This window comes from Chitinophaga niabensis, assembly GCF_900129465.1.
Classification (GTDB): Bacteria; Bacteroidota; Bacteroidia; order Chitinophagales; family Chitinophagaceae; genus Chitinophaga; species Chitinophaga niabensis.
In genome coordinates this window covers 117,431-133,108 of the sequence record NZ_FSRA01000002.1, presented here as the reverse complement: position 1 = coordinate 133,108, position 15,678 = coordinate 117,431, and the positions used below count along the sequence as shown (strand labels likewise).

At 42.5% G+C, this 15,678-nt stretch carries 16 protein-coding genes and 1 tRNA gene; 13 read left to right on the top strand and 4 right to left on the bottom strand.

What is annotated here, in order from left to right; all coding sequences use genetic code 11:
- Positions 1–3: 3 nt before the first annotated feature.
- From BUR42_RS17480 to BUR42_RS17450, 7 genes are read left to right on the top strand one after another with little or no spacing between them, the layout of a single operon-like run.
- Positions 4–927, top strand: coding sequence for an alpha/beta hydrolase (locus BUR42_RS17480; RefSeq protein WP_074240739.1), 924 nt, complete (start codon positions 4–6; stop codon positions 925–927).
- 43 nt (positions 928–970) lie between these two features.
- Positions 971–1,852, top strand: coding sequence for an NmrA family NAD(P)-binding protein (locus BUR42_RS17475; RefSeq protein WP_074240738.1), 882 nt, complete (start codon positions 971–973; stop codon positions 1,850–1,852).
- A 22-nt stretch (positions 1,853–1,874) separates the two neighbouring features.
- Entirely contained in the window at positions 1,875–2,687 is an 813-nt protein-coding gene (locus BUR42_RS17470) for a hypothetical protein (protein WP_074240737.1), read from the top strand.
- A complete protein-coding gene (locus tag BUR42_RS17465; protein ID WP_074240736.1) occupies positions 2,665–3,831 on the top strand; it encodes an acetyltransferase domain-containing protein in 1,167 nt (388 codons plus the stop codon). The genes BUR42_RS17470 and BUR42_RS17465 overlap by 23 nt, the downstream gene beginning before the upstream one ends.
- A gap of 34 nt (positions 3,832–3,865) precedes the next feature.
- Positions 3,866–4,468, top strand: coding sequence for a dihydrofolate reductase family protein (locus BUR42_RS17460; RefSeq protein WP_074240735.1), 603 nt, complete (start codon positions 3,866–3,868; stop codon positions 4,466–4,468).
- Positions 4,465–4,740, top strand: a complete 276-nt coding sequence (locus BUR42_RS17455) for an SDR family oxidoreductase (RefSeq protein WP_084185669.1) — start codon at positions 4,465–4,467, stop codon at positions 4,738–4,740. Before BUR42_RS17460 ends, BUR42_RS17455 begins: the two co-directional genes overlap by 4 nt.
- 32 nt (positions 4,741–4,772) lie before the next feature.
- Positions 4,773–5,309, top strand: a complete 537-nt coding sequence (locus BUR42_RS17450) for a GNAT family N-acetyltransferase (RefSeq protein WP_074240733.1) — start codon at positions 4,773–4,775, stop codon at positions 5,307–5,309.
- Between the two features lie 189 nt (positions 5,310–5,498).
- Here the strand turns inward: BUR42_RS17450 and BUR42_RS17445 are convergent, their stop codons facing one another.
- Positions 5,499–6,056 carry a hypothetical protein gene (locus tag BUR42_RS17445; protein ID WP_074240732.1) on the bottom strand — a complete coding sequence of 186 codons (558 nt, stop codon included), beginning with the start codon at positions 6,054–6,056 and terminating at the stop codon, positions 5,499–5,501.
- 502 nt (positions 6,057–6,558) lie between these two features.
- Here BUR42_RS17445 and BUR42_RS17440 point away from each other — a divergent pair.
- A complete protein-coding gene (locus BUR42_RS17440) occupies positions 6,559–8,109 on the top strand; it encodes an endonuclease NucS domain-containing protein (RefSeq protein WP_074240731.1) in 1,551 nt (516 codons plus the stop codon).
- Positions 8,110–8,167: 58 nt separating this feature from the next.
- Here BUR42_RS17440 and BUR42_RS17435 read toward each other — a convergent pair.
- Positions 8,168–8,242, bottom strand: a tRNA-Glu gene (locus tag BUR42_RS17435).
- A 65-nt stretch (positions 8,243–8,307) separates the two neighbouring features.
- Positions 8,308–8,664 (bottom strand): winged helix-turn-helix transcriptional regulator, encoded by a 357-nt coding sequence (locus BUR42_RS17430; RefSeq protein WP_074240730.1) that lies wholly within the window; start codon positions 8,662–8,664, stop codon positions 8,308–8,310.
- Between the two features lie 74 nt (positions 8,665–8,738).
- Here BUR42_RS17430 and BUR42_RS17425 point away from each other — a divergent pair, with 74 nt between their 5' ends.
- The gene (locus tag BUR42_RS17425; protein ID WP_074240729.1) at positions 8,739–9,479 is read left to right on the top strand and encodes an SDR family NAD(P)-dependent oxidoreductase; all 741 of its coding nucleotides are present in this window, start codon (positions 8,739–8,741) and stop codon (positions 9,477–9,479) included.
- A gap of 139 nt (positions 9,480–9,618) precedes the next feature.
- Entirely contained in the window at positions 9,619–10,704 is a 1,086-nt protein-coding gene (locus BUR42_RS17420; RefSeq protein WP_074240728.1) for a fatty acid desaturase family protein, read from the top strand.
- A 60-nt stretch (positions 10,705–10,764) separates the two neighbouring features.
- Here BUR42_RS17420 and BUR42_RS17415 read toward each other — a convergent pair whose 3' ends face one another.
- Positions 10,765–11,898, bottom strand: coding sequence for a FecR family protein (locus tag BUR42_RS17415; RefSeq protein WP_074240727.1), 1,134 nt, complete (start codon positions 11,896–11,898; stop codon positions 10,765–10,767).
- A 247-nt stretch (positions 11,899–12,145) separates the two neighbouring features.
- Here BUR42_RS17415 and BUR42_RS17410 point away from each other — a divergent pair, with 247 nt between their 5' ends.
- From BUR42_RS17410 to BUR42_RS17400, 3 genes are all read left to right on the top strand, one after another.
- The gene (locus tag BUR42_RS17410; RefSeq protein ID WP_074240726.1) at positions 12,146–12,730 is read left to right on the top strand and encodes an RNA polymerase sigma factor; all 585 of its coding nucleotides are present in this window, start codon (positions 12,146–12,148) and stop codon (positions 12,728–12,730) included.
- Between the two features lie 441 nt (positions 12,731–13,171).
- On the top strand, positions 13,172–14,020 hold the full coding sequence (locus BUR42_RS17405; protein ID WP_074240725.1) for a hypothetical protein: 849 nt from the start codon (positions 13,172–13,174) through the stop codon (positions 14,018–14,020).
- 59 nt (positions 14,021–14,079) lie between these two features.
- Positions 14,080–15,648 (top strand): beta-N-acetylhexosaminidase, encoded by a 1,569-nt coding sequence (locus tag BUR42_RS17400; protein WP_074240724.1) that lies wholly within the window; start codon positions 14,080–14,082, stop codon positions 15,646–15,648.
- Positions 15,649–15,678: the final 30 nt, after the last annotated feature.

The window sequence follows — 15,678 nt, the reverse complement described above, 5'->3', positions numbered from 1 at the left end:
ACTATGGTACAGGAAACAATAGAACCAAGTAAAAAAGTTAAAGCCGTTGGCAACTGGTGGCTTAAAGTTCAGGAGGCTTCAAAAGAGCACCAATCGTTGGATGATGCCAGGGAATTCAATGAGAGCTGGCAGGCACTTACAGCTGAGCCAGGAGAAGTAGACTATGTTGAAACAATTGCGGGAGGTGTGCCTGCTATGTGGGCGATACCTAAAAAGGCGAACACGGAAAAAGTGTTGCTTTGTTTTCATGGAGGTGGTTTTTTCAGCGGATCAATGTACACGCACAGAAAACTGTTTGCGCATTTTGCTAAAAATATAGGTTGCCGGGCATTGATATTAAATTACCGGCGCTCTCCGGAATTTTCGCATCCTGCACAGGTAAATGATGCCCTGAGTGCGTACGAATGGCTCATCAATGAAGGAGGAATAAACCCCAAGGATATTGCATTTACCGGCGATTCTGCGGGAGGTAATTTGGCCATCACCACAATGCTCCTGGCCAGGGATAGAGGAATTACCCTGCCTGCGGCATCAATGCCGTTTTGCGCATATTTTGATATGGAAGTAAGTGGCGCATCCATGATCAGTAACCTGGGTAAAGATTTACTTTTTACCAAAGAATGGGTTATTCAAATCACGCAAATGTTTCTGGGAGAAAAAGGGGATCCGAAAGATATTTATGCCAATCCTCTTTATGCAGATCTTTCAGGTCTTCCGCCAATTTACATCCAGGTGGGTGGAGATGAATTGCTATTGGATGATAATATCAAACTCATTGAACTTGCAAAAAAAGCGGGTGTAGATGCTTCGATTGACATCTTTCCGCGTATGCAACATACCTGGCACATGGCAGTTGGGAGGGCGCCTGAAGCAAATGATGCAATTGCCAGATATGTTGCCTGGATTAAACCAAAACTAGGACTTTGATTAACGGCATAAAACTTCCCCATTAACTTAAAAGAGCAGTAAAATGTCAAAAATATTGGTTACCGGAGCTTCAGGCTTAAGTGGTTCAATAATCATCAAAGAACTCTCCAGGCAAAATATTCCTGTTAGAGCCCTGGTTAGGAGCAAGGCGAAGGCAGGAGAACTATCGAAGTATGCAAATGTGGAAGTACATATTGGAGATTTATTGTTTCCCGAAACCTATCGGGATGCCTTGAAGGGAATAGACAAAACTTTGCTGATCAGTTCTGCTCTTGACAAAATGGTAGAAACCCAGCAGGCTTTTATTGACACGGCCAGGCAGGTGGGTGTTCCACATATCATCAAATATTCCGGAGCTGAATCCGGCATAGGGTTCAATGCACAAAACTTTAAAGGGACCAAAGACCATGAAAATATCGAGGATTACCTGGTAGATTCAGGTTTAGCCTGGACACTCCTCCGGCCATCTCAGTTTATGCAGATGTACCTGCCTGCTTCACCAACTGGCGTAAATATCGATAAAAATGCGCTGATATTGCCTAACGGCAATGCAAAACTCAGCCCGGTTGATATTGAGGATGTGGCAAAGGTATGTGTGCAGTTACTTACCACTGAAGGGCACAGTCGTAAGATCTATGAAATGACCGGCCCTGATGCCATGGATATGAATGAGGCTTCCGTCATCATTTCGAGGGCAACCGGTAGGCACATAACCTACAGGCCGGTTGCATTGAATGATTATGTGGATAACATGAAGGGCAAAGTACCCGGGGAAAGGCTAAAGATCCTGACGCAGCTTGCCAAAGAGAGAAGCAAGTGCATTGACAGCCACGTCAAGCTGGGTACACACAAATTATTCGGCGTACGTCCTACAAATTTCGCGGAGTTCATATATAAGAACCTGGATGCTTTTGCTAAGTATTGATATAGATAATTAGAAAGAATCAATGAAGAATCTAAAAAACTGCGGAAGGGTATTTTACGGCCTGGGAATAGCCGGTATTGGTTTTATGCATTTCTTGTATCCAGGTTTCAGGCCCATTATCATACCTCTTCCACCTGCCGATACCCAAAATATAGCTGTGTTGATTCTTGTATTTGGCGGATATTTGGTTGCAAGTGGCTTACTCATCTCTTTTGGGAAATTTGTGCAACCGATATCTGTTGCTCTTGGCTATATTTTGTTGCTTTTTTTGATATTTGGACATTTACCCAATCGCTTAAGGTACCATCCTGAAATTCATGGGTATTGGATTGATGCAGTAAAACTTCTGGCTCTTTCAGGAGGCGCATTTGTAATTTCATTGGCCTTTCCAGATGAAGCTGTTTTTAAACCATTTAAAAAAAGTACCAGGATTGCAGTCGCAGGAAAATACCTGTTCGCTATTATGCTTGTTAATTTTGGTATCGGGCATCTTTTGAATCCGGTTCTTGTTGGGCAACTTGTGCCAGCATGGATACCCTTTCCGGTATTCTGGGCATATTTTACCGGTCTTGCCCTGGTTGGTGCCGGCCTGTCAATTTTCTTCAAATACCAGACAAAGTATATCGGACTTCTTTTGGCATCTATGCTGTTAACGTGGTTGTTATCCTTACACATTCCGCTTGCCGTCAAATTCCCCGCCTGGAGGGATGGCGAAAACATCATCGGCTCATTGGAATGCTTAGCTTTCTGTGGTATTGCTATCACCATTGCCCTTTCAAATGAAATAGGAAGAAACAAAAACCTACAAGGTGATGGACCGGATAAAAAGCATTGATCATGTCAGAGGTGTGGTGATGATCATCATGGCATTGGATCATGTGAGGGATCTGATCCATGTAGATGCACTGACCCAAAGTCCTACAAACCTGGCTACTACTACTCCCTTGTTATTTTTCACCAGATGGATAACCTACCTGTGCGCGCCTGTATTTGTGTTTTTGTCGGGCGTATCCACCTGCCTGTCTTTCACCAGGCAGAACAACATTGCCAAAAATAGAAAGTTTCTAATCAAAAGGGGCCTTTGGCTCATCCTACTCGAATTTACGGTGTTCAATTTCGGGCTGTATTTTGACGCCGGATTTCACACCTTGTTGTTTGAAGTACTGGGAGCCATCGGTATTGGGTTTATTGTTCTGGGTCTTATGCTGGGGCTAAGAAAGGCAACAATTGGTCTTATAGGGTTACTGATCATATTTGCTCATGATGTATTTCCTTTAATTCGCTTCGAAGAAGGTTCCTTGCTAAAAAACATCATATCCCCCCTGTTCAACGTTACAGTTGTTCCTTTGCCAGCCGGCTATGTTCTCATGTCGGTATATCCGCCCTTACCATGGCTTGGCCTGATGTTGTTTGGATTTGCCATGGGTAAGCTATTTATTGCTCTGAATGCCGATGAGAGAAAAAGGCTCTTTCTTAAAATAGGCTTAGGCAGTTTATTATTATTTACCTGTTTGCGGTTGGCTAATTTTTACGGAGATGGCTTACCATGGTCTATCCAAAAGAATCATCTCTTCACCTTTCTTTCCTTTATCAATATATCAAAATACCCGCCCTCGCTGTTATTCTGCCTGATCACATTGGGCATTATGTTTCTGTTGTTTGCGCTGGTTGAGAAGAAAAAGAATAAAATCCTTAATGCTGTTTCAGTATATGGCAAAGTGCCCCTGTTCTACTTTCTGATCCATTTTTATATTATCCATATTGTGTTGATGGGCATCTTGTTTTTGCAGGGATTTGGATGGGCGGATCTAAGCTTCGCCTCTGGCAGTTTCGGCCGTCCAAAAAACACCAGGAGTGGCTTTGAACTTTGGCTGGTCTATATAATCTGGATCGTTCTTGTTATGGCATTATACAAACCTTGCCACTGGTTTGGCAGGTATAAAGCGACACATGATAATTGGTGGCTCAAATACATTTAAAGAAAAAGAAAGCTGATCTTTTAAAATAGATAAAATGAGAAAATTAAAATTAGAAGTACAAATTTCTGTTGATGGTTTCATAGCTGATAAGAATGGTAGCATGAGCTGGATGATCTGGCCCTATACGCCCGAAGTATGGGCATGGGATAAAGGATTACAGCAATACCATATTGAGCAGACTACTTCCTCAGATTGTATTTTGCTAAGCCGGAACATGGCTGGAGGGTTTCATGATTTTTGGGAGGAAGTTGCCCAAAACCCCAAAGATCCGCGGTATGCTTTTGCCAAACCGACTACCGACATGAAGAAGGTAGTGTTCAGCAGGAAGCTCAAAAGATCGATCTGGAAGAATACTGAAATAGCCAAAGGGAATTATGTTGATTACATCAAACGACTAAAAGAAGAAAAGGGGAAGGATATCATCTGTTATGGCGGTGCTACATTTATTTCTTCTTTGATAGAGGCAGAACTGATCGACGAATTTAACCTGATCATTAACCCCGCGATCGTCGGCGCAGGCTTACCGGTTTTTAATACCATCAAAAGAAATCAATACCTGAAGCTAAGCAAAGCCACCGCATTTGAATGCGGAATCGCAGTGCTACAGTATCAGCTGGATAAACAAAGGAGCACATGATTTTTTATAAAGTACGTGTAGTAAACATGTGGTCGGCCGGCTCCCCGGATTCAAGGGTATTTAAAGAGGTTGTAGAAACTGATCCCGAAAATGGCAACAAGTTTCTTAAGCAATGGGCAGAAGACACAATGCTTAAAGAATTGCCCATGATGAACGATATTGCCAATGTGGCCGTATTTCTGGCCAGCAACATGGCTAAAATGATCACCGGTGTAACGGTGGACGTAACGGCCGGTACTACGGCTTCATTAAATCATAATGTACTGCTATAGCATCCGGACAATGATAAATAGTAAATACAACAATGACAGTTATAGAAACTGATAGACTACTTATCAGGCAGATAAGGCAGAACGATCTGGAGGATTTATATGCCATTTGTGGTAATGAAGAACTGATGCAGTTTACAGGTGATGGCATACTTTCAAAAGAACTGACTCAAAAATGGATAGAGGTTACCCTTAACAATTATAAAACAAAAGGTTTCGGAATGTATGCTGTATGCGATAAACCCAATCATCAGTTTATTGGCTATTGTGGTTTGATCTATTCTAAGTATATCAGCGATAACGAACTGATTTATGCCCTCAACAAAGATTTTTGGGGTAAGGGTTTGGCAACAGAAATGGCATACGCAATGGTTAAATATGGTTTTACAACCTTAAAAATGGAAAGAATCTATGCTTCTATTAATCCGAAAAATCTGGCATCCGAAAGGATCCTGGCGAAAGTTGGCTTTAAAGAAGTTTTCCGAAAAAAAGATGAAGCAGGTTTGGATACAATCTATTATGCTATTGAGGTTTGGCAACGCCCAGGTTCTGATAGAAGAGTAAATCATTAATTGTTAAAACGCTTATGGATAATGTCCGATTCAGGACATTCATCTTCAGTAGAACCGTCCTTCGCCGTTGACGCTTTGGGAAGAAATCCCGATCTGTACCGCGTACGGGAGGATTATCTAACCGCTCTGTATCTGATTTGCTGGATTTTTACGACTTTCGTAAGGTAACCCGGTTGGAAATAATAACTATTAATGACTTTTTGATCGTGTCTTTTGCAGTCTCATGAATGCCACAACGATAGTGAAATATATAACTCCACAAAGCAGTGCGGTGAGCCAGGAGCTTATCCTAAAATCCTGATAATAGCCCCAACTTGATGGCAGGTAGTCCCGGAAGATACTTGTCCAGATAATAAATATATTTTCCATCATCACGCATATATTTAAGACCAGTGCAATGAACAGGCTAACGAACCAGTTTTGCCTTAATTTTTTTGATAAGGTAAGCATAGATGTGGCAATTGTAAGTAAAATAGCGAGGATAAAGGGCCTTTGACGGTAAGTGAAGAATGTATGATCTGTATCGGAAATTGTATCGTATCCCTGTATCAACTCTAAAAACAGCGTTATAGCCAACAATATGCCCGCACAAGAGGCTATAATATTTGCTGAAGTGAAATATTGCATTGTTTTGTCTTTGGGCTGGTGTGAGATTTTTGCGAATATTCCGAAAATGAGTGTGGATAGGCCGTATCCCCAAAAAAGGAATTGTAGTGTTTCAATGATATAAGGCGTTAGTTCCATCATTTGATCTGAGGTGATAGTGCTTATGAAAATAAGTTTTTGTTCTTTAAATATCCCATTTAAAAAAATATATTCTCAATGCTGTCAGCGGGGGAAGGACGATAGTAGATTTTGGAGATTGGTCTTTTTGAGTTTAGGAACGCTTATGTAAAAAGAAAAAGGTTACTTATGAGTAACCTTTTTCTTTTTACCTGGTACCGCGTACGGGAGAATTATCTAACCAATTTATACTAGATTTAGTGGCTTTAGGTAAAAGCCGAGCTGATAATATGATAAGAGTATGGATATATAAGAAATTTCAATCTTAATCCAAAAATTTTGCACGAACACTATAAGCAACGGCTGGTATAGAACAACAGAACGGAGTGAATGAGCTTTTCCTAGATAGAAAGGTCTCTCAATTCCCTTTCACCCTGATTTTTTAATACTAATACCGTCAGGATGTCCCTGTAATTCCGTCAACAACAAGTGTAAAAAATAATTAGTATCTTATTAGGAAAAAAATATGCAGGTGGAGCATTTGATACGAGATTGGCTTGTTCTTAATCCCGAATTTATCGAGAAAGGGCTGGAGGTAATTGAGAAAGAGCATCATTTACCCGATGATATTGGAACAAGTGGGTTTATAGATATTCTATGCAAGGATATCTATAACAATTTTGTAATTATTGAGATTAAAAGATCTGATTCTGCCGCAAGACAAACGTTCACCGAAGTATTTAAATATGCTGAGTTAATAAGAACTAAATATAGGGCCCGCTACAGTGAGATCAGGATGATCGTAATTTCAACTCATTGGAGGGAAATCATAAGAGCATTCTCATTAACCGTTTTTAAGTCACCTTTTGCCATTAAGGGACTTAAGATCTTTCTCGACGATCAAACCAAGGTCCCTAAATCGGTAGAAGAGGTTGTGCCAATTGAGGAGATGTCCCTTTCGAGGAAATTCATGGAACAACAGATTATATATCTGTTCACCTCGGAAAGGAAAATGGAGCATGCCCGACAGGTATTGGAACAGAAGCTTAATGTGGCGCATGTTTATAATTATGTGGTTGTAATCTTAAATGCTACTGAGGCGCACCGACCAATTACATATCCATATGCCATGAATGTTGCATTTCAGATACAAGAAAAGGATGAATCTTTACTTTGCATTGAAAGGTTGAGAGGAAAGCGGCATTCGGATATGAAAGAAGAAGAGTTTGACAGCGAAGAGGAGTATCAGGATTATCTCAATGATGTTTTCATGGCAGCACTCGAAATGGAGAAGTATTGTGATAGTATAGAGGCTGGATATGGTGAGAAGTTTGAGGCAACGGTGACTGGTGGAGTTTGGAAGATTTCATCGATAAAACGATATGGGACATTTAGTATTGATCCTAGATACAGTGAGGAACTGTTGCTTAAAGAGTTAAAGGGGCATGATGGTCGTAGTTCAAATAAGTTTACTGGATTTTGCGAATCAAGTCAAAAAGAACGATTTAATGAGATTAAATCGGAATGCCAATATTGTTTGAGCCCAACCCCGTTTTGGGCTGAAATAATCGATTATATTTTGTCAAAGTTACAGCAGAAGAAGGAAAAATTCAGATTGATAGTTGATATCTACAATCCGGATTCAATTGTATCCGCTTTTTACTTTGCTTTAACCAATGGAACTAAGAATTACCTTCCTCTTTTTCACATTTTTATAGATTATATTGATAGTGACAAAACGGAGATTTATATAGGAGAAATATATTCGCTGGGCACATCGCCAGAGTTTAAGATGTTTACTCCAATGAATGATAACGAAATTTTCAAAGAAGTACTTTCTTTTAATTTTATGCCGGATAATGAGATAACTGCCTTTAGGATGGGATTGCATTATGGCGTTCTTTATTCCCAAATAATTAATGGTATAGAAAGCCCTCAGCAGTTTATTGAGCTGGAAGATGATGAAATAAGGCTAAGTAATGCAATGTATTATCCTATTGAAGATTACCTGGCTGAGAACATTTCGTCTTTAAGGCAGATGATTAGTAATTACAATAGAGTTTACTATAAGGTATAGGACGGCTTAGGTCAGGCTGAGAAATGAAAAGAGGCCCGTAAGGAGCCTCTTTAACTTTTGGTACCGCGTACGGGAATCGAACCCGTCATTCCTCCGTGAAAGGGAGGCGTCTTAACCGCTTGACCAACGCGGCATTTGCCGTTTTTGGGATGGCAAAGGTAAGAGAATTCTTTATAAATCCAAAAATATTTCAGGAAGCTATAAAAGCGATACTTCCCGGTTCTTATTGCCCCAGTCGGACATCATGTTTAACATAGGTTCCGTAGAATACCCCAGCTCGGTTAACTCGTATTCCACCTTCGGCGGAACTTCTGGATAAATGATCCTTTTCACCAGCCCAAATTCCTCCAGCTCCCGCAACTGTGCTACCAACATCCGTTCAGAAACGCCATCAATCGCTTTGCGCAATTCATTATACCGCATTTTGCCTTTCAACAGGCAATACAGGATATTAGGTTTCCAGCGGCCGCCGATCACGGAAAGGGCATAAGCCATTCCACAATTCCTGATCAGTGCAGCCTCGTTCTGGGCATTGGTAGACTCTTCCTTCCGCATACTTACTTTTTTGTTAGTACTTAACAATTTTAGCTGTACCTGCAAATTTAATCATTCCATTCTACTTTTGGGATATGAAAAATTTAGCAAACAAAACAGCCCTGGTAACAGGAGGAAGCCGCGGTATTGGAGCGGCAATAGCAAAAAGACTAGCCCGTGAAGGAGCAAATGTAGCCATTACCTACCAGGCATCTGCGGAAAAAGCAACGGCCCTTGTGAAAGAAATTGAGCAACTGGGTGTGAAAAGTATCGCCATCCAGGCAGACAGTGCTGATCCCCTGGCAGTGAAAAAAGCCGTAGACCAAACTGCCAGGGAATTGGGTGGTTTGGATATCCTGGTGAACAATGCAGGAATTGCAGCTTACAAAGACGTATCTGAAATGACGATCGAAGATTTTGACCTGATCACGGCCGTGAACATCCGTGCCGTATTTGCCGGATCTCATGCTGCCCTGCCTTACCTGAAAAAAGGAGGGAGGATCATCAATATCGGCAGCTGCCAGGCTGAAAGGATGCCTACCCCCGGCGGTACCTTATACGCGATGAGCAAAAGTGCCTTGATTGGCTTAACAAAAGGTATGGCGCGCGACCTGGGTAAAAAAGGTATTACGGTGAATGCCGTTCATCCCGGACCGATCGATACAGATATGAATCCGGCCAATGGCCCACACGCTGATTTTCAACGCTCTCTGATGGCTCTTTCAGCGTTCGGTACTGCTGATGATATTGCAGGCCTGGTATCGTATCTCGCTGGTCCTGAGAGTGGTTATGTAACCGGCGCCGGATTTGTGATAGACGGAGGAACGAATATTTAACAATATATATAGGTTTTCAATCAGCTACATATTGCGTATTTGCCGATATTTTCGCTAGTTTTACAAGGAAAGGGTGAATTTAATTTACGGATGACGAGACTCACTCGTCATTTGATCTTACCTACCTCCTGTTACAACTATGGCCAAAGTATCATTCAACAACAAGAACGCGCTTTTTTTTCCTTCGCTAAAAGCGTCTGTGGAAGAGTATTTCCAAACTAATAATCTGAGGAAAACAGGTAATTTCCAGCTCTATCTTAAAACGATTGTGTTGGTACCTGCGGCAGTTCTGCTGTATGTCAGCCTGCTGGTATTTCCTTTCCATGCGGTAGCCGGGATAGCACTGAGCGCTTTACTGGGCTTTGTATTAGCCTGCATCGGATTTAACGTAATGCACGATGCCTGCCATGGAAGTTATTCTACCAAAGGCTGGGTAAACGATACGCTGGGCCTTACTTTAAATGCGCTGGGCGGTAACGCTTTTATCTGGAAGCAGAAACATAACATTATCCATCACACCTATACAAATGTGGATGGCATAGATGACGATATCGCAAAAAGCCCGATCATGCGCCAGTGCAGTACCCAAACATGGGTGCCTATGCACAGGATCCAGCATATTTATGTAGTGCTGGTTTATGGCATCTCTTCTTTTGCCTGGGTATTTATCATGGATTTTGTAAAATACCTGAGCCGCAAAGTATATAAAACGCCTTTGCAGAACATGAAGATGGCAGATCATCTTGTATTCTGGGGCAGTAAAGTGCTGTACGTGGCATTCTACATTGCATTGCCTATCTGGGTGGTGGGTGTACAGTCCTGGCTGATCGGATTTATTTCCATGCACCTTGTAATGGGCTTTACGTTGGCCATTGTATTCCAGCTGGCGCACGTGGTAGAGGAAACCTCATTTGAAGTAGTTGGAGAAGATGATATGGTGATAGAAAACGAATGGGCTATTCATCAGATCAAGACCACTGCGAATTTTGCACCGGAAGATAAAGTGGTATCATGGTTTGTAGGCGGTCTTAATTACCAGGTAGAACATCACTTGTTCCCCAGGATCAGCCATGTGCATTATCCTGCACTAAGTAAGATCGTTGAATCAAAGTGTAAAGAATTTGGTTTGCAGTATAATTCTATGCCAACTATGATGAGTGCAGTGAAATCGCATTTCAGGTTTATGCGTATGCTGGGTATGAAACCAGTAGCCGCTACGGCATAAGGATATTGTATAAAATATTAAAGCCCCCCGATACAACCGGGGGGCTTTTTTTTGCGAAGATCATTTACAATGTAAAACGTTGTTCTTCCAGTAGAACTGCACAAGTCCGAGACTGTTCAACTGGTCCAGGAAGCTTTGCAGGGGACGGTGCCTGTATAGCTTACCACGCAGCCGCATATTACCTGCTTCCGGATTATCTATCACCAGGTCCACATCATACCAGCGGCTCATCATTTCTCCTATTTCGCGGATAGAGGCATCCCTGAAATAATGTTCGCCCTGGCGCCATGCAAGGGTGGTTTGCTGGTCAAAATCACGCATTACCAATGGTTCGCCGGTGGCTACCACCACTTCTTTACCGGGGGCCAGGAGCAGTTTGCCGCTGCCTGACTGAACGGCTACTTTACCCTGTACCAGTGAAGTGATCACTTGTGTGGCCCTGTAGGCATTCACGTTGAAGGAAGTACCCAGCACCTGTATATCTGCCTGCCCTGCATGTACAATAAAAGGGCGGGCAGCATCCTGTTTCACGGTGAAGTAGGCTTCCCCTTCTATGAACACCTCTCTTTGATCACCGGGGAATTTAAAGGGAAAACGGATCTTGGAAGTACTGTTCAGCCATACCTGCGTACCATCTGACAGTACTACCTGGTAATCCAGCGTAGGAGGGACCGTAAGGGTGTTCCAACCGGTGGCGCCTTCATTGTCCTTTGCGTCAAATTTCAGCACACGGTTATTATTCTGAACATTGGTATTCTGCAGGTTGATGTTCTGCTGGCCGGAATCGCTCATGGTGATCACCTGTCCGTTTGCCAGCTGTAATGTGGCAGAGCCTTCTGTTGCCTGGGCTATTTGCTGCGGCTGCAGTGCGGCTTTTTTGCCGGGCATCCATATATAGGCACCCACGGCCACTGCTGCCAGTAATGCAGCGGCAGAAACCCAGCGGATGCGGTTGCGCCGCCTTGCCCTTTGGGTATGATATCGTTCATAAACATTATCCAGGCCGGCCTCGAGGTCCACGTTTTCGAGATATTCACGTGCCTCATCTGACGGAACCTGCTGAACTTCTTCGCGGATCTTCCTTGCTTCCTCACTGGTGGCCAATATGCCGTCCAATTCCAGCTGTTCCTCTTCGGAAATAAGCCCAAAGTGTTCCTTTATGATTAATTCCCGTATGTACAATTCATTCTCCATGCTGCTTATAAGATTCCATTTACTAAATATCAGGGTGAATTTAAGTGTAATATATTTCCGCTTATCCCTATTTTAGTCTTCATTAACGGGCTTTTAACGTTCAATTTTAGTTTTTTTTGAAAAATTGCAACTTAATGAGACTATAAAAGCATACATCTTTGTCTAAATAACAGCATCATAGTATCAACCAACTTCTCTGTACAGCACGCATATTGCTTTATTAACCAGACGTACTATTTTAAACCATATGGACGACAAATGCATCATAGCAGAAATGAAAAAAGGTAATACGGCCGCTTTCAACAATTTGTATGACAAATACTATAAGCCGTTATTTGCCTTTGCCTATACAAAAATGGGAAACATTCAGGATGCAGAAGACATCGTGCAGGAGCGCTTCCTGGTGCTGCTGACCAATGAAGGTATCTGGGCACGTATCACAGATCTGCGTCCTTACCTTTACAGGATGGTGAACAATGCCTGTCTCCATGAACTTTCTGCACATGAGTCCAAATCAAAGAAAGAACAACTATACGGCCAGTACCTCGTTGCCGGTCACGAAAACGAACTCCCTGAAGTCCTCCAGCAAATGAATGAGGAGGCCCGCACCCGTATTATGACGCCATTATTGTCCAACCTGGGCCGCCAATGCAGAAGAGCGCTGGAACTCGTTTATATGGAAGATAAATCCTATGTAGAGGCCGGGAAGATCATGGGCGTTTCCAAAGAAAGTATCAAAACACACCTTAGTATAGGGAAAAGCTATTTCAGGAAAAGAATAGATACCCTTATTAATCTTGTGGCACTTGTTTGCCTCGTACGCTTATGGTAGATCATACACATTCACCTCACGTTAATTTTCCAGGCATTAACAAAAACACCTTCACCCTAACTTTCAATTTGATAATCTTATAGTCAATAGAGTTTTGATTTAGATTTATTATGGTTAATAAAGAGTAGTGCCGGATTATTCCTGGTCTGGCTTACCTTTTGACTTAACGGTTTGGTACCCCCTCTAATATCCTGTATGCATGAGAACATCGCGAAGTAAGATCAGGCATCTGACCTATAAAAAATATGAGAACATAACATTATACTACTTTCAGTCAACAACCTGGAAGAAACCCGAAGTGAAGGAAACGCTTGTGAAAAAAGCCAATACAAAAAATGCAGTCTTCAATATTCCTGTGTTAATATTTTGTATCGCTCTTTTATTAGTACTGGCTGTTTTATCAGTCATCTTTTTAATCAGATTGAAATAACCTGGACCCGTATGCACACCTTACAACAGATCATTTTAGAAAAAGTATGCCCCGGCGTATTGATCAGTACCAAAGAACAAATGCCTGTTCTGCTGGAAGAGGTCAGAGTACAGAAACTAGCCATTACAGCTAATTTAAAAGAGCTGGCCGATAAGGATAGTAAGAAAGAGCACATCACAAAGGATGTGCAGGAATGCCAGTTCCAAATGATCCTCTGGCTGGAGATCCTGCATAAATACCAGCAGCATTCAGATGATTCACTGATCGCTTTTTACCTGGAGCTGGAAGGAATGCTGCATGGGATCTTAATGGGCCTGGAACAGCATTTCTCCGAATATCTTGCCATTGATTACCAGTTACCGCAAAGTTATGTTGTGATCGTTAGCCGTCAGATGGAAGAACGTATTGCAGATATGAAGACGTTCCTGCGTAAACGTAATGTAGAAGAACCTTTACTGGATATTATGTTCAGCCCTATGCTGAACCATAGAGGAAACCTTTCTTTCAGAATGGTAATGTACTACAGGAGATTACTGTTCCTGTTGAATGATCACGGCAGTTTATCCAATGAAGAATACATTGATCAGTTGCATTACATCCTGTACGAATACAATTTTAATTCACCGGAATACTTTATTTACTGCACCACCCTGATGCGCAAAAAATTAAAAGGATTCCATACTATCCGTGAAAAGAGGGCCTGCCTTAACTGGCATGAGAAAGAATTAAAGGGTCTTCCGGAAAGGGACATTGTGTTAAGTGAGGTGCAATCTTCCATCAGAATGCGGATGCTCAACTGGCTGAAAGAAGAGAAGCAATATGTGCAATCCTTGCAGTCCGCTACACAGTCGCAGGTCTGATAGTAATTTTTCATGAAGATTATTATCTTTAATGCTTTATCAACAAGGAAGTAATCTACATGAAAAGATCATTATTGCTATTGCTGGCATACATTTCCGTAAGCCAGGTGGTTGTTGCACAGGAGCAGAGTTGCCCGGTGATCCCTATGCCTAACCAGGCCACCTTTGCCCAGGACCATTTCTTATTGCAGGATAATACCCCTATCATCGCCAATGACCCGGCATTACAGGGCACTGCACATTCCCTTCAAAAATTATTACTACGTTATACAGGTGTTCGTACTGCTATCCAGGATAAAAGTGAGCAGCCTGCCATTATTTTTCAACTGGAAAAAGTAAGCAACCCGGAAGGGTATCACCTGCAGATGAGCAAAAAGGCGGTGGTGATCAGCGCAGGAAATGAAACCGGGCTTTTTTACGGAGCGGTCTCTTTTTTACAGCTGGCCAGGAAATTTCCCGGTAAGCTCATTCCCTGCTGGAATATCAAAGATGCACCTTTATATAAGTGGAGAGGTTTTATGCTGGATGAATCCCGCCAGTTCTTTGGAAAAGAAGAAGTGAAAAAGATATTGGATGAAATGGCTTTCTATAAGTTAAACCGTTTCCACTGGCATCTTACAGATCAGCCGGGCTGGAGGATAGAGATCAAACAATATCCGCGTCTTGCCCTTGTGGGAGGGATCGGTAATTACCACGATTCCATTGCTCCTGCTCAGTATTATACCCAGCAGGATGTAGCAGAGATTGTTGCTTATGCAGCAGCACTGCACATTGCCGTTATTCCCGAAATTGATATGCCGGGCCATGCAACTGCAGCTAACAGGGCTTATCCGCAGTTCAGTGGAGGCGGCTCCGCAAAACATCCTGAATTCACTTTCAATCCCGGTAAAGAGGAAACATACCAGTACCTCAGTAATATCCTGAAGGAAGTGGATGTGCTTTTCCCTTCTCAGATGATCCATATTGGCGGTGATGAAGTGAGCTTTGGAAATGAGAAATGGAAAACTGATCCCGCCGTGCAGGACCTGATGAAACGCCAGAAATTGAATTCCCTGCTGGACGTAGAGCATTATTTCCTTAAAAGGATGGCGGATACGGTTATTAAGTTAAACAACAGCATCCTCGGCTGGGATGAAGTAACGGCTTCTTCTTTGCCTCCCGGTAAAACCATCGTTTTCTGGTGGCGCCATGAAAAAAAGGACGAACTAAAGAATGCTTTGGAGAAAGGGTATAAAGTGGTGCTTTGCCCGCGTCTTCCTTTCTATTTTGATTTTGTACAGGATAGTTCCGCTACGGTTGGCCGCAGATGGCCGGGTAACCTGTTCAATGAACTGAAAAGTGTGTATGATTTTTCCCTGAATAGCCTGCCTGATAACGTTAACAGGAACAGCCCGCTGATAGAAGGTATCCAGGCTAACCTCTGGACGGAAACGATCGCTTCCAGGGAGCGGATGTATTACCTTACTTTCCCCAGGTTGATCGCATTAGCCGAAGCTGCCTGGACGCAAACGGATAAGAAGGACTTTGTGCAATTTGAAAAGCGGCTGAAAACAGCGTTACCCTTGTTGAAGGCCCGGGGGATCTACTACTTTGAAAACCCTAAGCTAACACCTGAACCAGTAAAATAAGTAAAGCCCCGATCGTACGATCGGGGCTTT